Source organism: Calidithermus chliarophilus DSM 9957 (assembly GCF_000430045.1).
Classification (GTDB): Bacteria; Deinococcota; Deinococci; order Deinococcales; family Thermaceae; genus Calidithermus; species Calidithermus chliarophilus.
The window spans coordinates 224,075-241,892 of record NZ_KE387023.1 but is presented as its reverse complement, the minus strand read 5'-3'; the positions used below and the strand labels follow the sequence as shown (position 1 = coordinate 241,892).

The following is a 17,818-nucleotide window of genomic DNA, read 5'->3' as shown; positions in this document are numbered from 1 at the left end:
GGGATGCTGGTGCTTGAAAGTCGGTCTTGCCAGCCCCGGGATACCCTAGAATGTCGTTTCTGACGTCCTGATGGCGTCGCTGTTCTTTAGTGGATCAAGCCGGTCGGCGCACTGGCGCGCCCAGGTCAGCCATTGCCGTTGCGCGCTGCTTTGCTCCTCCGGCGCCAGCGTTGCCTCATACGCGTCGAGGAACTTGTGGATCTGCTGGCTCCGGTGCCACTGGCTGGCCAGAGCCTCGAGTTCCTTCAGCCTCTGCTCCTCCTTGTAACGGCGCAGCCGCTCCTCCTCCCGCCGCCGGGTTTCGGCCTCGAGCTGTCGCTGCCGTTCGGCCCACTCGAGCCGCTCCTGCTTCTGCCGCTCGGCCTCACGCAGCAAGGTGGCCACCACGGCGTTGAGCTTGGCCTCGAGGGGCCGCTTCTCGTCGTCGGCGCAGGACGCTGGGGTGCGTGAGGAGTGGTTGTAGTCGCCGAAGGAGAAGGCCAGTTGCCCCTTAGGGGTGTAAGAGGTGGTGGAGGGGCGCTCCCAGAACGGCAGGGCCTCTTCGCGAGCGGTGAGCTTGCGGCGGGTCACCCGCACCCGCTCCCGCAGCCGGAAGCGCACCCGCTCCTCCCCGATCACCGCATAGGTGTGCTCCCCGGCCTCGGCCTCCACCCGGCAACCCCGGGCCTTAAGCGCCCGGATCAGGGCGTCGGCGATGCGCAGGGCACGATCCAGGGTCCCAGCCGAGACCCGCAGGTCGAGGCCGCCGTGGCCGGGCTTGGGCACCAGCAGCCCGTAGGTGTCCGGTGCGGCCCGCTCGAGGGCGCGGCGGGTGGCCCGGACCAACGGATGGGGGTCCGTCAGGGTGTCGGCCACCTCGATCCGCTGCTGCGGGTCGGCCTCCTGCTGGATGCGCTTTGCCACGCCGGGGTCGAGCGGCTTGGGCTGAGGTCGGGGCGGGGAGCGGCGGATGTAGATCATCTCGTTCTGGCACTTGGCGGGCTTGGGTAGGGGTGCGCGCCGGGGGGCCAGGCCCGCCCTGAGGCGGGCCCAGTAGCCGGGTGGGGGCTTGGGGACGCCGTGCTTCTTGCACAGCTTACCGATCATCACGTCCGAGACGCCCAGTTCCTTTTGCAGCTTCCGGGCGGGCGTGGACCAGACCTTCTCGTACAGCTCCTGGCGGGTGAGCTTAAGGTAGCCGTCCCACATACCCCTAGCTTCACCTACATCGGGCAGTTCCGCCAAGATCTCAGATTCTCGGGTGTGCACCGTGGCGGGTCAGAGATCCAGCCTTTGAGTGACCTGTTTTACGGCTGCCGCGATCCTGCTCAAAGATCGCTCCAACCCTTCCGCCCTGCCGCCCCAGGCCAGGATGTAGTCGCGGTGGGCCTCGGTCTTGAGCCCATAGAAGCGCCCCAGCACCGCCGCCACCGCCTCGGCTTCGGCCTCGAGGCGGGTCTTGTCCTCATGGTAGTCGCAGTCGCAGGCGTGCTCGATCTGGCTGGGCCACTCGAAGCGGTAGCCCCGGAAGGCCCCGGCCCTGCAGAGGGGGCAGGGGGTAGCGCGGGATCGGTGGGGACGTCTTGCCCCCTTTTGCCTTGATAGATTCCATCAAGGGGGCAAGGTTCAGAACTGCTCGCCGGTCAGTGTCCATACCTCCTCCTTGCGCGAAGGGGCCTTCCGTCGGGATGCGAGCACCTTGGCGGCGTAGGCCAGAGGATTGTCTACCCCCGCTTCCTGTCCTCCAGGAACAGCCGTCGTACCTCCTCATCCCCCAGGCGCTCGAGCTCGAGCGCGAACTCCCCCAACCAGGCCAGGGTGGTGGGGACTCGCGGGGACTCTCCTCGGAAGGGGCAAGCCCTCGGCCAGGTTGAGCAGTTCGATCAGGCTCTCCCGGTGCCGGTGGGCCAGCTTTTGGATCAGAGGGTTCTGCTCCCGGCGGGCCCGGTAGATCAGCTCGGCCCGTCAGCCCCCCAACTCCGCCGCCAGGGCCACGGCGAGGTCGGTGTAGGCCGGATGTTTTGTCACCGGGTTTTGGCGTTTTCCCTGTGACACGTTGTCGCGCCCAATCTGCTTTTTCGCAGGGGTTTTTTTTCCTCTCTCGCGCGCAAAGGGGCGTGACAAAATGTCACGCCGAATCCGGTGAATCGCCTGCCTTCTGGCTTCGGCTTTCCCCAAAGGAAAATCCCTGGGGTCTTCCCCCAGGACTTCCCATAGGAGCAGCCATCCTTGAGGGAGAGCCGCTCGAGCAACTCCCGCAGCCGGCTTGCCTCGAGGCGAAACCATTTCCGCGCTCGCATCAAGACCCACCAGGGCCAGGAAGCCTTCCTCGCCGGGTGGGTGCTTCCGGATTTGGGTGGCCTGCCCGCCCACGGCTACCGGTACTGCCCGGTGGCGCTCGCGGTCGGGGAAAATGACCCCGACCTCAAGCCGCCCGTGATTGGCGGCCGCTTCAGGGTAGGAGACCTCAACCCTGGAGAATTTCAACCTCTTCCGCACCCTCCACCTCCGCCAACCCGGTCCCGCCGCAGAACGAGCACTGCTCCTCTCGCTCGCCGGGCAGCCAGTTGCCGAAGGAAGGGCTGAAGTACCCCGGTCCACCCACGTAGACCAGGTAGCCGTCGCCGCCGCAATGGGAACACAGCCGCATGCCTTCCTCCTCCGCGCAAAGGAAGCGGGGCGGCCCCTGCTGCCCCCTGGCTCCTATCTGCCGTGTTCGTCCTGGTTTTCGTACTCCTCGAGGAACTGCCGGGTTAGCTCGACCTCCCTCCCCTCGGCCCGTTCGATGGAAAGGGCCTCCTCGATCTCCAGCAGGCGGGCCTCGAGCCGGGCCTTTTCTCCCGCGAGGCTTAAGGCTTCCCTCCTGAACCCGCTTTCCTTTGCTACCTCAAACCGCGCCCGCGCCACCTCGGCCCGGGCCCTGGCCCAGATCAGGCGCTCCTCGGCAACCTCCAGTGCCCGGTACTCCTCGGCCAGGGTGGTGCGGGCCTAGGGCTCCCGCTCCTCGGCGTTCTTCCCGCTTATCGCTCCTGAGAGCAGAGCGGTGGCGCGCGCGAGCTCCAGGGCCTCCCTGGCACGGTTGCGCGCGACCTGGGCCAGGGCCAGTCCCTCCAGACAGGTTTCCAGCTCGTCGATCTCTTCCACGCCTCCCTCACTTCAGCGCCAAAGCTCCCGTTCTCTGCAAGGCTCGCTTCAGCGACCGCCACGCAGCCGCTCCATGATCTCCCGCTCCCTGGGGGTGAGCGGCAGGTCATCCAGGGGCTTCAGGCGGGGCCGGGGATTGGGCTTGGGTCGAGGGGCGAGGGAGGCCTTGGGGTCTGCCGCAGGGAGTTTCAGGGCCGCCTCGAGCACCCTCTGACGGACCCGGATGCCCCTCGAGGCCAGCAGCAGCCGGGCCTGGGCCACGGTCAGGTTGGCATCACCGAATAGCCGGGCCAGGCAGTCCCGCAAAGCTATGGGGTCGTCGATACGCCGCATGAGACCTCCTCCAGGCCGTAGAAGGCCCGCATCGCCTTTCGCTCCTCTCGGGCCCAGGGGACCTTCCGCCACCCGGCGGCTTCCTCCTCCGGGAGGAGCCGGGCACAGCGCTCCCAGGGGGCATCCTCGCCCCGCTCCGCCGCGCCCCACCAATCCTCTCCCGTCTTCCAGACCTCGACGCTCCCGTCTCGCCGCACCCGGTAGACCCACTCGATGTCCGCGTACCATTCCCGGCTGAGGCCGTAGCCGGTGGTCTCGGGGTGGCGGTAGCGCTCTCCCAGGGTCGGGTGGGCTTTCATCGCCTGGCGATGGCGCTCCTCGGCCAGGCCGAAGGCCATCACCAGCCGGGCCAGCAGGTACTCGGGGTCCCAGCCCCGCCGCTTGAGGAAAGCCTCCACGCAGGGCTCGAGAACCGGCAGGACCCCTGCGGGGTAGCCGTCGCAGTGCTTGTACAGCTTGATGGCCTCGAGGTCTTCTATCACGATCTGCGCTCTCGTGCTCATATGCCTCCTTTGGAAAGAGAAAAGGGGCTTGCGCCCCCTGGTTCTTGCCCCCGTCCCCAATCCGGGGTATCCGGGGGGGCAAGATAACTACTGCCCTTTCAGCTCCTTTCCTATCTCCCAGCGACCCCCGCACTCCGGGCAGAACTCGAGCCAGCCGGTGGGGTGGATGGCAAAGCCGCACCCCTCGCAGCACCACACCACCCCCCGCACACGCTCGCGCTCGGCACGGATGGCGCAGCGCAGCTCGAAGAGGGCGTCGTCGAGCCGCGCCCGCTCACGGGCGTCGCTGGCCCGGCGCAGCCGTGCCTGGAGGATCTCGCGCTGTTCGTAGAGCCGCTGCAGGGGGGTCTGGGGGATCACGCTCGCCATAGCCGCCTCCTTCGGCCGGGTGCGCGGGTGCAGGCCTGTCCCGACACCCCGGCCGGTCCCCGCAGTGGGGCGCTCGCGCCCCCTGGCCCCTCTGCGGTCCGGGATGATCCCTTCGGAAACCCTTTCAGCTTCCCGTCCGGCGACCCCAGCACTCCAGTACAGCCCCGGTCTCCAGTTCGCCCGGGCGACTCCCCGGAAGCACCAGGGCAGCGGCCAGCGTGGCCTAACCCCACGGGCTTGTTGAGGGGGCCAGTTGAGGCCTCGGACGTCGTTTGGCTTGTGAAGGTGTTTGCCCTTGACGATTTGCGGGAGCTTCATCCCCTCGCCCTCGACGCACCCCGTCTAACCATTAACCGGATTCGATCTGTATATCCTGGACCGGTAGACGGATTTCACGGCATGAGGTGGGTGGATGGTCTTCAGCGACAACGACACGCTACGGCTTCACGGCGAGGCCCTCTGTGCCTCGTCCCCCCTTCCGGGGGCAGCCCACCTGGTGCTTGACGCCCCCTGGGGATACGCCCTGCATACGCTGCCGCACCTGCCCCGCCCGGTGTTGGTGGTCACCGGGGTGAACTCAGCCCCCTACCTGCGTGACCTGGTGGACCTCAGGCCACAGGGGGTGATCGCCCGTCCTGTGGGCCCCCAGGAGGTGCTGGCTGCCCTGGGGCGGGTGGCCGAAGGGGAGTGCTTCTACGAGGGTCCTGTGCTGGAAGACGGACTGCTGCCCTGTGAGCGGGCGGTGCTGCGGCGTCTGGCCTTCGGGCTGGAGAACGCGGAGATCGCCCGCGAGCTCGGGGTGAGCCGCCGCACGGTGGAGAACCGCGTGGGGGCTCTGCGGGAGAAGCTCGGCCTGAGGGGCGGGTAGAGCTGGCCCTCTACTACCTTGGCATGCACCCCCGGCTGTGGGCCGGAAGGGGGGTCATGCCCGCAGTGCCAGCCTCGAGTCGGCCGGCCCCCTGCTGTGGGGGGCCGGCCGGTACCGCCGGGTTTTAGCGCTCACGCCGCTTGCGCTCGAGGTACTCCTCTTCGGCGGCCCTGGCCTCCGCCGAGCCCCGCGGCACGGCGCGCCAGGGAATTTCCCGGCTCACCAGGGCGCGGGAGAAGCCCAGGCGGGCGAGCAGCCACCGAATCAGCGCGGGCATGGCATCCTCTTCGACCTACAGTGTACCGCGGGCGGGTGACCCGGTGGTTGCGCTGCTGCTCCCCGGTGTCGTGGTTTCTTCTACCACTCCGGGGGCAGCTCGGGGCCCTCGAAGTCCTCCCACTCTTTGGCCTCGAGCCAGTCCGGGTCGTCGGAGGGCGTCTCGAGTCCCTGCGGGGGGAAGAGGGGCACGGCGGGGTCGCCCTTGCGAGGGATGTCGAAGCGGCAGCCCCACACCTCCACGTACTCCCCGTCCTTCGCCCACACGAAGAGGTGGGGCCACTCGGGGAGTTCCCTCTCCAGGCCGAGGCTCTCCAGCACCGCCCGGCGGTTCTGCGAGTCGCTCACGAGCAGGTAGCGCCCGTCCTCGAGGTCGCCCACCCGCACCCCCTCCTCCCACGGCCGGAGGAGCTCCAGGTCTTCGGGGGCGCAGTACCAGACCCTCCCCCCGTGGCGGAAGGCCCAGCTGCCCTCCTCGAGTTCCGAGGGGTAGGGGAGGGGCCAGGCTTCTCCCAGGCTGCCCGATAGGGGGTCGCTTCCCTGTTCTCTTTTCCAGCGGGCTACGTGGCTCACGTTTACCTCCTGCACGAAGGACAGGGGGCGGTTGCCCGCCCCCTGGTTCTAGGCCGCTTCCGCCTGGGCTGGCTGGGCCCCCTCGAGGGCCCCCAGCATCTCCCTGGCGGTCTGGCTGATCCGCTCGAGGGACTCCTCCAGCCCCTCCACCGTGCCCCGCCAGTGCAGGATGTAGTCGCGGCTGCCCTTCATCGAGAGCCCGAGGTGCCGCCCCACCGCGTAGGCGGTGGCCTCGGCCTCGAGCTCCTTCACCGTCACCGGCGGTTCCACTCCCCCGTAGTGCAGCAGGACGTGCGCCCACTCGTGGAGGAGCACCGCCGCCCTGTCACCGGCGCTCAGGTCGGCGGCCAGGATGATCTCCCTGCCGTCGGTCTGCCCGTGCACCCCGCCCCTCAGCAGCCCCTCCCGCACCGGCACCGGGCAGGCGGCCCGCAACCGGGCGTAGAGGGCGGGCCCTTCCGGGGAGGCCTCTCCAGTCGGGGCCAGCGGCCTGCCTTCGGTTTGCGCGACGTCGAAGACGTAGGCGGTGTGGAAGCCCACCAGCCGCCGTTCTTCCCGCACCTCGCCGGTCCCCTCGTCCAGAACCTCCACCTTCTTGAGGGTGGGAGCCAGGATCGCGATGGCCCGCTCCCCCTTCTTCACCCGCCGCCCCAGCTCGTTCCAGCGCTTGATCCCGGCCACCAGCGTGGCGCCGGGGCGCTGCTGGAGGATCAGGGCCACGTTGCGGGCGCTGTAGCGGTGGAAGCGGCCCATCGCCTCCAGGAAGCCCAGGAAGCCCTCGGTGCGTCCCTCCTCGAGCTCGGCGGCCAGCTGCTTCAACCAGGTCTCGATGCTCTGCATGAGCGTATCGACCTTCGTGGACATAACGACCTCCTCGCCCAAAGAAGGGGGGCGGCCCCTGCCGCCCCCTGGTGCTCTCGAAGGTTTCAGAAAGGCAGCCTGCGCACCCTGACCCGTCGGTCCTCGACCACCACCATGGCCCCGGCCTCGAGTTCTCCTTCCAGGCCGCGCAGGATTTGCAGAAGCCGTGGCCCCACCCCTTGGGGCCGCAGGTCGCCTGTGCGCAGCAACACCACGCTGGGGCGGTGACTCCTGGCCAGGGCCAGCAGGGTGCCCATGTCCTGGTCGTGGGTCAGCAGCACATACCCGCCTTCCGCTGCGGCCTCCAGGAGCACCTCGTCCCTGGCTGTCAGCGCCCCGAGTGCCGACCAGTGCACGGCCTCCACCCCGTGGTCCTGAAAAAACCCCACCCACTTGGGGGTGAGGTTGACGTCGATCAGCAGCCTCAGACCGCCACCTCCCGCTCGTCGGCGAGGTAAGCCGCGTACCCCAGCGCGGCGTCGATGTCCTCGCGCTCGAGGTAGGGGTAGTCCCGGAGGATCTCCTCCAGGGTCTGATGGCGCAGCAGCGTGAGGATGGTCCCCACCGTGATCCGCATCCCCCGGACGCAGGGCCTGCCCCCCATGACCTGGGGGTCGAAGGTGATCCGCTCGCGCCAGTCCATAGCTCCATCCTACACGCCTAGGCCGCCACCGCCTGCCAGCCCAGCAGAGCCAGGGCCACGATGGGCACCAGCCAGTAGCTGTCCCCATACCCCTCGAGCATCCGCCTCGCCACGTCGATCTCCGCCTCCCCAACCCCCTCCTCTCTGAGGATGAGGAGGGCCTCTCGGCTGGCCTCCCGCTCCTCAGGGATCACCAGGAGCCCCGCCCCATAGGCCAGGGCCAGCACCCCGATGGCCGCCGGGTTGAGCAGGAAGGCCAGGGTCAGGCCGCTGCCGAAGAGCATCCAGCGCACCACCATCACCCGGCTCGCCAGCCAGGCCGTGCGCTCCCCCCGCGCCAGCCGCAAGGCGTGGGCCGCCTCGTGCGCGGCCAGGGCCACGTCCCGCACGGCCCGGCCCTCCATGACCCCCCGCCGCAAGAAAACCGTGCCGTAGAGGGGAGAGAAGCCATCGCTCCGCCCTGCCCGCACCGGAATCCCCCGCTTGCGTACCAGATAGCCCCCGGAGAAGGGAAGCTCTACCCCGGCCTCCCGCTCGAGGGCCTTCCGCCGGTGGGTGTGGTGAGCCAGCAGCCCGAGGGCCAGCACGGCCCAGAGATAGAAGAGCATCTGCGTGTCCATACCCGACATCCTTGCAGAACGAAAAAATGGGGGCCGTAGCCCCCCTTCCCATGTACGCCAGCCTTGACCCCGCTCAGAACGCCAGGTCGTCCGTGCTCTCACCCCCCTCCTTCGGCTCCTCCGCCAGGATCACCACCGCCTTGCCGCTCACGGGGTGGGCGTTGAAGAGCACGGTGAGGCCCTTCTTGTTGGGGATGGCAGTACCGATCCGGGTCCAGCGGGTCTTTTTCTCGCCGTCCTTCTCGTACTCCACCGGCGTGAGCACCCGATACGGCCCCTCGCCCACCGCGATCTCCTCCGAGATCACCACCGCCCGACCGCCCACGGGCACCGCGTCCAGCAAAAGCGAGAGCCCCTTGCTGTTCACGAACGCGGTCCCGATGCGGTTCCAGAAGGTCTTCTCCTCACTGACCTCGACGGGCACGAAAACGCCGATGCTGTTCGATTCTTTGCTCATGGATCCTCCTACCCCTGCCCCCCTTCCGGTGGGGTCTTACTCCGGGCGCTTGCGCTCCTCGCCTGTACTTTCGATCCACTCCTCCACCTCCAGCGCCCCCTCCCGGATCCACGCCTCGAGCTGGTCTTCCGCCCCGAAGGCGGCGAGAACCTTTGCGAACTCGGCGGGGGGGAGGTAGCTCCACCGGGGGCCCGCCAGGGCCTCCTCGTCCGTGAAGCTGACCACGCTGGCGATCCCGTCGGTGCGGCTCCAGGTGATCCAGTGGGTCTTCAGGCCCGCCAGCCCGGCCTCCTCGAGGAGCTCCCGCCGCACCTTGCGGGCCACCCCCTCCAGGGCATTGGTCAGGCTGGGACCCTCATGGTTGTCCTGGTCGCGCAACACCACCAGCACCGCCAGCCCCAGCCGGTACACGTCCACGCCGTACCAGGCATGACCGTGCCCGAGGTTGGGGTAGATGAAGCGGGGGCGCGAGACAACCTTCACGCCTGCACCTCCCGCCACCACGCCTCACCGGCCTCCACCAGCGACCCGAAATCGGGATCCAGCAGGGCCTCGTCCAGCGTGGGGAAATACCGCCACTCCACCCCGTCCGGCCCCCGCAAGGTGCCCACCGCCCCGCCCCAGCCGGGGTTAGCCCGCGTGAGCACCTTGCCCTCGCTCCTGACCATGTACCCGCTGCTGACCTTCTTGAACTCCATACCGACCTCCTTGCCCACCCCGTCGGGGCCGCAGGCCCCCTGGCTCTCAAAAGAAGAACCCCTCAGAGAAAAGGACTTTCTCCGAGAGGCAGGAAAGGACGCTTACCTTTAGCCGTACACCGGCGCGGTGTAGACGACTTCCCCGCTCGAGTCGCGGTAAGCGACGGCCCGAACGGGGGCATACCCGGCCCGGTGGAGCTCCGCCTTCAGCGCCCGCAGGGCGGACACCTCCTTCAGCAGCTCCCACAGCCGGGCCTTCTTCCGGGGCGGGGTGGGCAGTCCCTTGAGGGCGGAGGCGACTTCCGTCACCGACCACCTCTCGGGGAGTGGGTGCCCGAGCCCCTCCAGCGCCCCCCTCACCTTCTCCTCCCTGGCGGGGAGGGCCTCCACCAGGTCGTGCAGCCCCTCAAGGTCGTCGGCCTCTTCCAGGGCGAAACCCGCGCCCTCGAGCAGCCGCAGGGTCTCTTGCGAGACGACGCCCTCGGAGAAGTGCGGGTTGCCGGCGAGCTCACCCTCCCGCTCGAGGCGAGAGCTTGCCCGGACCTCCTCGCCGGAAGCGAGGAAGCGCTCGAGGAACCGCCTGGCCTCGGCCACCCGCGGGTCGGTCGCCCCCGCATACCGATCCAGGACCATCCCCTTCACGGCCTTCAGGGCGAGCTTCTTCCTGCCCGCCTTGAAGCCCACGGTGACGGTGTTGCCGTCCACCTCGAGGACGGTTCCCTGGCCGTGCTGGGGGTGCCTGATCCGCGCCCCCTTACGGACGCGGGTCGGGATGTCCCAGGGGTACACGTCATAGACGCGACCTTCCGGGGATTTCCAATTGCCGACGGGTTTGACCCCTTTGACCTCCTCCTTGAGGCGGTCATCCTTGCGGACGACCATCGTGGAGGCAGTCTCCTGGACGAGGCGGCTGCGGGTCTTCTCCAGGGCCTCCTTCAGGGCCGCCCAGACGATGAGGGCCACCCGGTCGCCCTTGGGGAAGCGCTCGAAGCGCCACCCCTCGCGGGCCGCCCTGAAGAACTCCTCCTTGCTCACCCCGTCCCTCCTGAGGACCTGCCGGAGACCCTCGAGGGCCTCCCCTACGCTCCGAGGCTCACGCCCCAGAGCCGCCTGGACCCGGCTGCTCCAGACCGCCGTGCTGATCATGGTTTTACCTCCTGGGAACAGGATACCACAGAGAGGCAATACAGTGCGGCCTTATAAAAAAGAGGGGGCGTGGGGGGGAAGATTAGGCCAGGTCGATCATAAGAAGCCACCTTGCGATGGCATCTCGCAGTGTACGCGGCGAGGCGGATTTTCTCAAGGGGATATATGGCAACCTGATTCCGGCCAGCGCTTCAGAAGTGCCCTTCATGCCACCATCGCTGTAACGTTGCTGTAACGCAAGCCTTGCTACCCTTCTTGCAACCTGCACCGTCATAGATTGCCCGAGCCACCCTCCGGGGTCGTCGTGCTCGCGCAGGCCGAATAGGAGCCGCGTATGAAAAAACCCAAGTCGCAGGCCAAGCCGAAACGGAAAGCCTCGAGCCATTTCGAGGAGTCCATCGCCGGGCTCAGCCCCAGCCTGCAACGCGAGATGCAGGCGCTGCGTAAACACGAGGCCAAGATCCTCAAGATGCTCAGCGACCCGCAAAAAGCCGAACAGTACCTCTCCGACCCGCTGCACACGCTGGAAGCCCACGGCATCGAGGTACCGGTGCTGCTCAAACGGCGCCTGCAGCAATTCGACCCCAACCTAGCCGAACACCTGCGCCGCCAGACCTACGCCCTGCCGGGCGGCCAAACCGTCACCGCCCACATCCGGGTTCGCTTTACCCAGGGGAAGGAGAGTTAAAGATGCCCGGCAGCCAAACCCAACGCTTTGACGCGGTCATGGAGTTCACCGAGCAAAGCGTCAACGATGTGCTCTCCACGTTTTTTGACTCGAGCGGCCTGCTCTCCACCTTCTTGAACGCGGTGGGGCTGGGCTCGGCAGATGGGGCCTTCTCGCTGGACGTGCTCTTTGATCGGCCCAGCGACGTGCCGCTACCGGGTGGAGCCAGCAACTTGTTGGATATGCGTTTCGATATCGGTACAGACGGGAGCTTAGGGCAACTGCGGGCCGTAGCCGGGCTCAACATGAACCGCACCACCTCGGGCGATTTCGACATCGCCGAGGTGGATTTTCGCAACCAGCTTCACTTCACCGGGTTCACCGCCGGGAGCATCCCCATCCCGCTGTTGCCCAACCTGTTCGCCGATTTCCTGCGCAGCCAGGTCCAGGCCATCCCCATCGTCCCGGTTCCGGTCAAGCGGAACGCCACCGACCCGGCGGACCTGCCCACCCGGGGGGACATCCAAGTCATCGACGACCCCTCAGCGGCGAACCGCGACGCGCTGGCGATCATGCTGACGTTTGCCGGGGGTACGGCGGGGAATGCAGCCGGGTTGCAAAACTTCATCAACTCGGGCGATACCGGAGCCATCGCGATTTTCTTTCGCTGGCTGGCCCGCATCCTGAGGCCCAAAGTGGCCAGTGCCCTCGAGGCCGACGAGGCCGACTTCGACCTCGGGGATGACTTCCTCAAACTCAATAAGACCATCAAGGTCTCCGGCGGGGGCGAAACCGCCGACCTTACCAAGCTCGAGCTACGGCTCAAGGACGGCTTTATCGAACTCAAAGGTGAGATCGCCAAGTCGGGCTTTTGCTATGACGCCACCGGCAAGATATCGGGTCGGATCCGGGCCGAAGTGACCGCTGGTGAACTGGTGTTCAAAGCAGAGATTGACGATCCCGACGTGGATATTGACATTCCCTGGTATTGCTGGTTGGGGGCCGCGGTGGTGGGGGCCATCGCGGGCGGCTTGGTCGGGGTGCTGGTGGGGGCCGTGGTGGGTGCGGTGGGCGGGGCAGTAGTCGGCGGGGTGGTGGGTGGGGTCGTGGTGGGGGGCATCGTGGGGGCTATCCTCATCGGCATCCTGGTTCCGGTGCTGCTGGCCATCGCCGAAAACGTGGTGGAGAACACCGTGGAGGGAATCGCGGGGAACTTGGCCGACAAACTGAGGCAGGACTTGCAGGTTCCCGCCATCGGGCTGAACCTGGTTTTCCAGCGGGTCTTCATCGACGATGTAGCGATCACCTTTGACGCCCGACCCATCGAAACCGTACCGATCCGGGCTTCGGGGGTGCTCGAGGTGCGAAACCGGCAGTTCATTGACCTCGATAGCGGCCAGGTGGGCTCGGAGAGCATGAGCAGCGCCGATCTGGAGTGGCGGGGGAAGGGGTTTGGCCGTCAGCTTCGCACCCGCTGCGGGGCGCGGCTGGCTCGCACCGGCGCGGTGGATTTTGCGGGCATCCTACGCTGGAAGCTCTACCCCTTTGCCTACGGGGATGCCACTATCCCGCTCAGCGAGCTGGCCTTGCCCCTGCCCTTCCCCGACTTGCCGTTTCTCCACATCCCCGAGTCGCAAAAATACCTCGAGCCCCACCTGGTCTACGCAATCCGGACCGCCGAGGGACGCTACGGCGTGATCCAAGTCGCGGAGGTCTTCGACGACCGCATCCGGCTGCGCTACAAGACCTACGAGAAGCGGCTGCCTTCGGTACAGCTTCGGGGCGAGTTCGTCTGCGACCGCTGGCACTTTCCGGAGGTGGTCAAAGACCTCGAGAACATCCGCTTTGAGCCCATCTCTCGCTTAGGCCTCCTCAGAACAAACCCGGCGCTCGGGTCGAACCTGCAAGCCGCTCGGGCGGCGACACCGGCCAAAGCCGCGCCGGGGCCGATGCGGTTGGGCCGCTGGAGGGGCACCTTGGTCCGCCCCACCTCGCAGACCGGGCACTTCCGGGCCACGGTGGAGAATTTCAGCGGGAAACTCAGCTACCACTGGCAGGTGGCGGGGACCGATCTGCTCGATCCGCAGGGCAGCCTGGAGATCGCCGGGGAGAAGGCGACCTACCAGGTAGACCGAGACCACCTGATCCTGACCCTGAAAAGCCGCCGCCTCCTGGAGTTCTTGGTCAAGGTGACGGTGAACGACGAGGCCGGCAACGCCATGAGCGCCTCCAAATGCGTCAGGTTCGACCCGGTTTGCAAACGCGAGGTGAACGTGATCCCCTCGGTCACGCTCCAGGTGGCGGCTTTTCACGAGCATTTCTCGGTGGTGCGGCTGCCGCTCGAGCCCCTCCGGGTGGAGCCGCCCGTCAAGGTTCGCTCGAGCCGAAACCGCGCTAAGGCTTGAGGGCTCCCACCCCGGCGTCGCTACGGTCCGACGGTCCCTCTCGCCTGAAACTCCAACCCCCTAGTGCCTCGCGCCTGCCCCTTTCCCCCTCTTTCCCCCGAGAAGAGGGGGAAAGGGGCGGCTGATTGAGCTATCCGGTTCGAGAGAGTGAGAGGATACAATCTGGCATGGCGAAAAAGGCCTTCGACCCCTTCGAGAAGACCATCCCCGAACTCCAATCCGCGATGGAGGCGGGAGGGCTTTCCGCCCTCGAGCTGGTGGAGTACTACCTAGACCGCATCCGCCGCTACGACCAGGGCGGCCCCCGGCTCAACAGCGTGCTCGAGACCAACCCCGAGGCCCGCAAGATCGCCCGAGCCTTGGATAAAGAACGCGCCCGCAAAGGCCCCCGTGGACCACTGCACGGCATCCCGGTGATCGTCAAAGACAACCTCGACACCGCCGATAAGATGCACACCTCGGCGGGCTCGTTGGCGATGAAGGATTCGTTGGCCCCCCAAGACGCCTTTCTGGTGTCCCGGTTGCGTGAGGTGGGGGCGATCCTCCTGGGCAAAGCCAACATGACCGAGTGGGCCAACTTCATGACCATCGGGATGAAAAACGGCTATAGTTCCCGGGGCGGCCAGGTCTTGAACCCCTACGGCCCCGGCTTCGATCCCGGGGGCTCGAGCACCGGCTCGGGGGTGGCGGTCTCGGCCAATTTGTGCGCGGTGGCGGTGGGCACCGAGACCTCCGGCTCGATCCTCTCCCCCGCCAACAACAACTCGGGGGTGGGGATCAAACCCACGGTGGGGCTCGTCTCGCGGTCGGGGATCATCCCCATCTGCGCCACCCAGGACACCGCCGGGCCGATGACCCGCAGCGTGACCGACGCGGCAATCCTGCTCTCGTTCATGACCGGGCAGGACTCGAGGGACCCCGCCACCCGAGGACAAAGGGCTCATCCCGATTACATGCGCTTCCTCGAGCCCGATCTCCGGGGGCTGCGGGTGGGGGTGCCCCGGGTGGTGTTTTACGAGAAACCCAGCAAGGCCGAGGTCGCGGTGGTGGAGGGAGCCATCCAGGCCTTGGCCCGGCTGGGCGCCAAGGTCACCGACCCCGCCGACATCCCCGGAGCCGCCCAGGTCTTCGAGCTGCGCTACGAGGTGCTCTTGTACGAGTTCCGCCGCGACCTGAACAAGTATTTTCGCAGCCTGGGGCCAGCTTCCCCGATCAAGAACCTGAAAGAACTCATCCGCTACAACGAGGCCCACCCCGAAACCATGCTCCGCTACGGGCAGATCCTGTTGCTTGCCGCCGAGGCCGCGGGGGGAACCCACACCGCGGCCTACCGCTACTGCCGCGAGCGCGACCTCGAGGTGGCCAAGGGCGGCCTGGACGAAGCCTTCGCCAAGTTCGGGCTGGATGCCCTGGTATTCCCCACATCCTGGGGGGCCAGCATTGGGGCCAAGGCTGGGTATCCGAGCATCACCGTCCCAGCAGGGTACACCCCGGAGGGCTTCCCGGTGGGGATTACCTTGTTGGGGCCCGCTTGGAGCGAGGGAACCTTAATCCGGCTGGCCTATGGCCTCGAGCAGGCCATGCGGGCCCGAAAAGCCCCCTTGACCACATAACCCAAGCGCTGCCCGCTCATATTCGGCTTTAGACACTCAAATAGCTTGACAATACCGCACTCAAGCGCCATATTGGTATTAGCTATGAATCTCGAGGCCTGGACTGAACAAGCAAGACAAGCCTTGGCGCAAGCCCAAACCCTAGCGCGCGAGCTTTCCAACCAAGCCATCGACGTGCCGCACCTGGTCACCGTGCTGCTACGGGATCCCCAAGGCTTGCCCGCGCGGTTGGTAGCAAAGGCCGGGGGCAACCCCACCACCATCTACCAAGCCGCACAAACCGAGTCGGGGCGGCTACCTAAGGTCTCCGGTTCAGAAGGGGGGCAGTATCTATCCAACCGGCTGAACGCGGTTTTTGACCGCGCCGAGGCCCTTGCTAAGGAACTCGGCGACAAGTTCGTTGCTATAGATACTCTTACCTTGGCTTTGGCCGAGACTGGCTACGCCGGGCTACCTAGCGTCGGGGCGCTTCGAGAGGCTATTCTAGAACTACGAGGAGGGAAAAAAGTGGACAGTGCAAACGCGGAGGGCACCTATCAAGCCCTCGAGCAGTACGGTCTCGACCTCACCGCCTTGGCCGAGCAAGGCAAGCTTGATCCGGTAATCGGGCGCGACGAGGAGATCCGCCGCACGGTGCAGATCCTGCTGCGCCGGACTAAAAACAACCCGGTGCTCATCGGTGAGCCAGGGGTGGGTAAGACCGCCATCGTGGAGGGGCTGGCCCAGCGGATCGTCAAGGGCGACGTGCCCGAGGGGCTCAAAGGCAAGCGGATCATCTCGCTCCAGATGGGCTCCTTGCTGGCCGGAGCCAAGTACCGCGGCGAGTTTGAGGAGCGCATGAAGGCGGTGATTCAGGAAGCCATCCAGAGTGCGGGCGAGGTGATCCTGTTCGTGGACGAGCTGCACACCGTGGTCGGGGCGGGCAAGGCCGAGGGCGCGGTGGACGCCGGGAACATGCTCAAGCCCGCGCTGGCCCGGGGCGAGTTGCACATGATCGGTGCGACGACCCTGGACGAGTACCGCGAGATCGAGAAGGATGCTGCCCTCGAGCGCCGCTTCCAGCCAGTGTTCGTGGAAGAGCCCAGCGTGGAGGACACCATCTCCATCCTGCGCGGGATCAAGGAGAAGTATGAGGTGCACCACGGGGTCAGAATCAGCGACCCGGCCATCGTGGCTGCCGCGGTACTCTCGCACCGCTATATCTCTGACCGCAAACTCCCCGATAAGGCCATCGACCTCATCGACGAGGCGGCAGCCCGCATCCGCATGGCGCTGGAATCGAGCCCTGAGCAAATCGACTCGCTCGAGCGCAAGAAGCTCCAACTCGAGATCGAGCGCCAGGCCTTGAAGAAGGAGACCGACCTCGAGTCCAAGGCCCGCCTGGACGACATAGAAGCGGAGATCGCCAGCCTCAACGAGGAGATCGGCAAGCTCAAAACGGAGTGGGAGGCCGAGCGCGAGGTGCTGAAATCCTTGCGCGAAGCCCAGCAGCGCCTCGACGAGGTGCGCACGAGCATCGAGCAAGCCGAGCGGGCCTACGACCTCAACAAGGCCGCCGAGTTGCGCTACGGTGAGTTGCCCCGGCTCGAGGCTCAGGTCAAGGAACTCTCCGAACGGCTGCGTGAGGCTAAGTTCGTCAAGCTCGAGGTCAGCGAGGAGGATATCGCCCAGGTGGTCTCGCGCTGGACGGGTATCCCGGTGGCCAAGCTGCTGGAGGGTGAGCGCGAGAAACTCCTGCGGCTTGAAGAAGAGATGCACAAACGGGTGGTGGGCCAAGACGAGGCCATCACCGCCGTGGCCGATGCCATCCGGCGAGCCAGGGCCGGCCTCAAGGATCCAAACCGCCCCATCGGGAGCTTCCTCTTCCTGGGGCCTACCGGGGTGGGCAAGACCGAGTTGGCCAAAACCCTGGCTGCCCAGCTCTTCGACACCGAAGAGAACATGGTACGTATCGACATGTCGGAGTATCAGGAGAAGCACACTGTGGCGCGGCTGATTGGAGCGCCTCCGGGATACGTGGGCTATGAGGAAGGCGGGCAGCTCACCGAAGCGGTGCGCCGCCGCCCCTACTCGGTGGTGCTCTTCGACGAGATTGAGAAGGCCCACTCCGACGTGTTCAACGTGCTCTTGCAAATCCTCGACGACGGGCGGCTCACTGATGGGCAAGGGCGCACGGTAGACTTCCGCAATACCGTGATCATCCTAACCTCGAACTTAGGGAGCCCGCTGATCCTCGAGGGCATACAGGCTCGGCTCCCCTACGAAACCATCCGCAACCGGGTCTTCGAGGTCTTGCAGCAGCACTTCCGCCCCGAGTTCCTGAACCGTCTGGACGAGATTGTAGTGTTCAAACCGCTCACCCAGGAGCAGATCGCCCAGATCGTGGAGATCCAGCTCGAGGGCCTGCGGCATCGGCTGGCCGAGCGGCGCATCAGCCTAGAGCTTTCCCCCGAGGCCAAGCGCTTCCTGGCCGAGCGCGGCTACGACCCGGTATTCGGGGCACGCCCCCTGAAGCGGGTGATCCAACGCGAGCTCGAGACCCCGCTCTCCAAGAAGATCCTGGCCGGCGAGGTACAAGACGGGGCCTACCTGCGGGTGAACGTAGGGCCGCAAGGCCTCAGTTTTGAGGTTCAGGCCCCGGTGCAAGCCTAAAGGAGGTGCGT

Annotated in this window: 23 protein-coding genes; 5 read left to right on the top strand and 18 right to left on the bottom strand. The window is 66.6% G+C overall.

Annotated features, from left to right (window positions below; genetic code table 11):
• Positions 1 to 45 precede the first annotated feature (45 nt).
• The 8 genes from MEICH_RS0101370 to MEICH_RS0101335 form a co-directional block, all read right to left on the bottom strand.
• Positions 46 to 1,188: a hypothetical protein gene (locus MEICH_RS0101370; protein WP_027891138.1), complete on the bottom strand. Its 1,143-nt coding sequence runs from the start codon at positions 1,186 to 1,188 to the stop codon at positions 46 to 48.
• Positions 1,189 to 1,944: 756 nt separating this feature from the next.
• The gene (locus tag MEICH_RS29940) at positions 1,945 to 2,478 is read right to left on the bottom strand and encodes a hypothetical protein (protein WP_245587595.1); all 534 of its coding nucleotides are present in this window, start codon (positions 2,476 to 2,478) and stop codon (positions 1,945 to 1,947) included.
• Entirely contained in the window at positions 2,447 to 2,629 is a 183-nt protein-coding gene (locus MEICH_RS0101355; RefSeq protein ID WP_027891137.1) for a hypothetical protein, read from the bottom strand. Before MEICH_RS0101355 ends, MEICH_RS29940 begins: the two co-directional genes overlap by 32 nt.
• 53 nt (positions 2,630 to 2,682) lie before the next feature.
• Complete coding sequence (locus MEICH_RS26740) at positions 2,683 to 2,886, bottom strand: hypothetical protein (protein ID WP_051303823.1); 204 nt, start codon at positions 2,884 to 2,886, stop codon at positions 2,683 to 2,685.
• Between the two features lie 81 nt (positions 2,887 to 2,967).
• Positions 2,968 to 3,123, bottom strand: a complete 156-nt coding sequence (locus MEICH_RS28315) for a hypothetical protein (RefSeq protein ID WP_157202549.1) — start codon at positions 3,121 to 3,123, stop codon at positions 2,968 to 2,970.
• 48 nt (positions 3,124 to 3,171) lie between these two features.
• A complete protein-coding gene (locus MEICH_RS0101345; RefSeq protein ID WP_027891136.1) occupies positions 3,172 to 3,456 on the bottom strand; it encodes a hypothetical protein in 285 nt (94 codons plus the stop codon).
• A complete protein-coding gene (locus MEICH_RS0101340) occupies positions 3,432 to 3,959 on the bottom strand; it encodes a hypothetical protein (RefSeq protein WP_027891135.1) in 528 nt (175 codons plus the stop codon). The genes MEICH_RS0101345 and MEICH_RS0101340 overlap by 25 nt, the downstream gene beginning before the upstream one ends.
• An 87-nt stretch (positions 3,960 to 4,046) precedes the next feature.
• Complete coding sequence (locus tag MEICH_RS0101335) at positions 4,047 to 4,328, bottom strand: hypothetical protein (RefSeq protein WP_027891134.1); 282 nt, start codon at positions 4,326 to 4,328, stop codon at positions 4,047 to 4,049.
• 496 nt (positions 4,329 to 4,824) lie between these two features.
• On the opposite strand from MEICH_RS0101335, the gene MEICH_RS0101330 reads away from it, so the two are divergent.
• Entirely contained in the window at positions 4,825 to 5,196 is a 372-nt protein-coding gene (locus tag MEICH_RS0101330; RefSeq protein ID WP_245587594.1) for a helix-turn-helix transcriptional regulator, read from the top strand.
• Positions 5,197 to 5,320: 124 nt separating this feature from the next.
• On the opposite strand, the gene MEICH_RS29095 is transcribed toward MEICH_RS0101330, so the two are convergent.
• From MEICH_RS29095 to MEICH_RS0101280, 10 genes are all read right to left on the bottom strand, one after another.
• Positions 5,321 to 5,473 (bottom strand): hypothetical protein, encoded by a 153-nt coding sequence (locus tag MEICH_RS29095; RefSeq protein WP_018465391.1) that lies wholly within the window; start codon positions 5,471 to 5,473, stop codon positions 5,321 to 5,323.
• Positions 5,474 to 5,553: 80 nt separating this feature from the next.
• Entirely contained in the window at positions 5,554 to 6,045 is a 492-nt protein-coding gene (locus MEICH_RS22960; RefSeq protein ID WP_157202548.1) for a DUF6839 family protein, read from the bottom strand.
• A 48-nt stretch (positions 6,046 to 6,093) separates the two neighbouring features.
• Entirely contained in the window at positions 6,094 to 6,909 is an 816-nt protein-coding gene (locus MEICH_RS0101315; protein ID WP_036218116.1) for an ArdC-like ssDNA-binding domain-containing protein, read from the bottom strand.
• Between the two features lie 62 nt (positions 6,910 to 6,971).
• Positions 6,972 to 7,322, bottom strand: coding sequence for a DUF5615 family PIN-like protein (locus tag MEICH_RS0101310; protein WP_169730673.1), 351 nt, complete (start codon positions 7,320 to 7,322; stop codon positions 6,972 to 6,974).
• Between the two features lie 8 nt (positions 7,323 to 7,330).
• Positions 7,331 to 7,549: a DUF433 domain-containing protein gene (locus MEICH_RS0101305; RefSeq protein ID WP_027891132.1), complete on the bottom strand. Its 219-nt coding sequence runs from the start codon at positions 7,547 to 7,549 to the stop codon at positions 7,331 to 7,333.
• A gap of 17 nt (positions 7,550 to 7,566) precedes the next feature.
• Positions 7,567 to 8,169, bottom strand: a complete 603-nt coding sequence (locus tag MEICH_RS0101300) for a zinc metallopeptidase (RefSeq protein ID WP_027891131.1) — start codon at positions 8,167 to 8,169, stop codon at positions 7,567 to 7,569.
• 73 nt (positions 8,170 to 8,242) lie between these two features.
• The gene (locus tag MEICH_RS26735) at positions 8,243 to 8,626 is read right to left on the bottom strand and encodes a hypothetical protein (RefSeq protein WP_051303822.1); all 384 of its coding nucleotides are present in this window, start codon (positions 8,624 to 8,626) and stop codon (positions 8,243 to 8,245) included.
• A 36-nt stretch (positions 8,627 to 8,662) separates the two neighbouring features.
• Positions 8,663 to 9,109, bottom strand: coding sequence for a hypothetical protein (locus tag MEICH_RS0101290; RefSeq protein WP_027891130.1), 447 nt, complete (start codon positions 9,107 to 9,109; stop codon positions 8,663 to 8,665).
• Positions 9,106 to 9,324, bottom strand: coding sequence for a hypothetical protein (locus MEICH_RS0101285; RefSeq protein WP_027891129.1), 219 nt, complete (start codon positions 9,322 to 9,324; stop codon positions 9,106 to 9,108). Before MEICH_RS0101285 ends, MEICH_RS0101290 begins: the two co-directional genes overlap by 4 nt.
• 108 nt (positions 9,325 to 9,432) lie before the next feature.
• Entirely contained in the window at positions 9,433 to 10,470 is a 1,038-nt protein-coding gene (locus MEICH_RS0101280; RefSeq protein WP_027891128.1) for a hypothetical protein, read from the bottom strand.
• A gap of 334 nt (positions 10,471 to 10,804) precedes the next feature.
• On the opposite strand from MEICH_RS0101280, the gene MEICH_RS0101275 reads away from it, so the two are divergent.
• From MEICH_RS0101275 to clpB, 4 genes are all read left to right on the top strand, one after another.
• Positions 10,805 to 11,158 (top strand): hypothetical protein, encoded by a 354-nt coding sequence (locus tag MEICH_RS0101275; protein WP_027891127.1) that lies wholly within the window; start codon positions 10,805 to 10,807, stop codon positions 11,156 to 11,158.
• A 2-nt stretch (positions 11,159 to 11,160) separates the two neighbouring features.
• Complete coding sequence (locus tag MEICH_RS28310) at positions 11,161 to 13,542, top strand: hypothetical protein (RefSeq protein WP_157202547.1); 2,382 nt, start codon at positions 11,161 to 11,163, stop codon at positions 13,540 to 13,542.
• A 167-nt stretch (positions 13,543 to 13,709) separates the two neighbouring features.
• Positions 13,710 to 15,155: an amidase family protein gene (locus MEICH_RS0101265; protein WP_027891126.1), complete on the top strand. Its 1,446-nt coding sequence runs from the start codon at positions 13,710 to 13,712 to the stop codon at positions 15,153 to 15,155.
• A gap of 84 nt (positions 15,156 to 15,239) precedes the next feature.
• A complete protein-coding gene (gene clpB, locus MEICH_RS0101260; RefSeq protein WP_027891125.1) occupies positions 15,240 to 17,807 on the top strand; it encodes an ATP-dependent chaperone ClpB in 2,568 nt (855 codons plus the stop codon).
• The last annotated feature ends 11 nt before the right edge of the window (positions 17,808 to 17,818 follow it).

Bases quoted from the DNA above. Each gene is read 5' to 3' on its own strand.
- MEICH_RS0101370 (WP_027891138.1), bottom strand. From the start codon at position 1,188: ATGTGGGACGGCTACCTTAAGCTCACCCGCCAGGAGCTGTACGAGAAG.
- MEICH_RS0101355 (WP_027891137.1), bottom strand. From the start codon at position 2,629: ATGCGGCTGTGTTCCCATTGCGGCGGCGACGGCTACCTGGTCTACGTG.
- MEICH_RS0101345 (WP_027891136.1), bottom strand. From the start codon at position 3,456: ATGCGGCGTATCGACGACCCCATAGCTTTGCGGGACTGCCTGGCCCGG.
- MEICH_RS0101340 (WP_027891135.1), bottom strand. From the start codon at position 3,959: ATGAGCACGAGAGCGCAGATCGTGATAGAAGACCTCGAGGCCATCAAG.
- MEICH_RS0101335 (WP_027891134.1), bottom strand. From the start codon at position 4,328: ATGGCGAGCGTGATCCCCCAGACCCCCCTGCAGCGGCTCTACGAACAG.
- MEICH_RS29095 (WP_018465391.1), bottom strand. From the start codon at position 5,473: ATGCCCGCGCTGATTCGGTGGCTGCTCGCCCGCCTGGGCTTCTCCCGC.
- MEICH_RS0101315 (WP_036218116.1), bottom strand. From the start codon at position 6,909: ATGTCCACGAAGGTCGATACGCTCATGCAGAGCATCGAGACCTGGTTG.
- MEICH_RS0101305 (WP_027891132.1), bottom strand. From the start codon at position 7,549: ATGGACTGGCGCGAGCGGATCACCTTCGACCCCCAGGTCATGGGGGGC.
- MEICH_RS0101300 (WP_027891131.1), bottom strand. From the start codon at position 8,169: ATGGACACGCAGATGCTCTTCTATCTCTGGGCCGTGCTGGCCCTCGGG.
- MEICH_RS26735 (WP_051303822.1), bottom strand. From the start codon at position 8,626: ATGAGCAAAGAATCGAACAGCATCGGCGTTTTCGTGCCCGTCGAGGTC.
- MEICH_RS0101285 (WP_027891129.1), bottom strand. From the start codon at position 9,324: ATGGAGTTCAAGAAGGTCAGCAGCGGGTACATGGTCAGGAGCGAGGGC.
- MEICH_RS0101280 (WP_027891128.1), bottom strand. From the start codon at position 10,470: ATGATCAGCACGGCGGTCTGGAGCAGCCGGGTCCAGGCGGCTCTGGGG.
- MEICH_RS0101275 (WP_027891127.1), top strand. From the start codon at position 10,805: ATGAAAAAACCCAAGTCGCAGGCCAAGCCGAAACGGAAAGCCTCGAGC.
- MEICH_RS28310 (WP_157202547.1), top strand. From the start codon at position 11,161: ATGCCCGGCAGCCAAACCCAACGCTTTGACGCGGTCATGGAGTTCACC.
- MEICH_RS0101265 (WP_027891126.1), top strand. From the start codon at position 13,710: ATGGCGAAAAAGGCCTTCGACCCCTTCGAGAAGACCATCCCCGAACTC.
- clpB (WP_027891125.1), top strand. From the start codon at position 15,240: ATGAATCTCGAGGCCTGGACTGAACAAGCAAGACAAGCCTTGGCGCAA.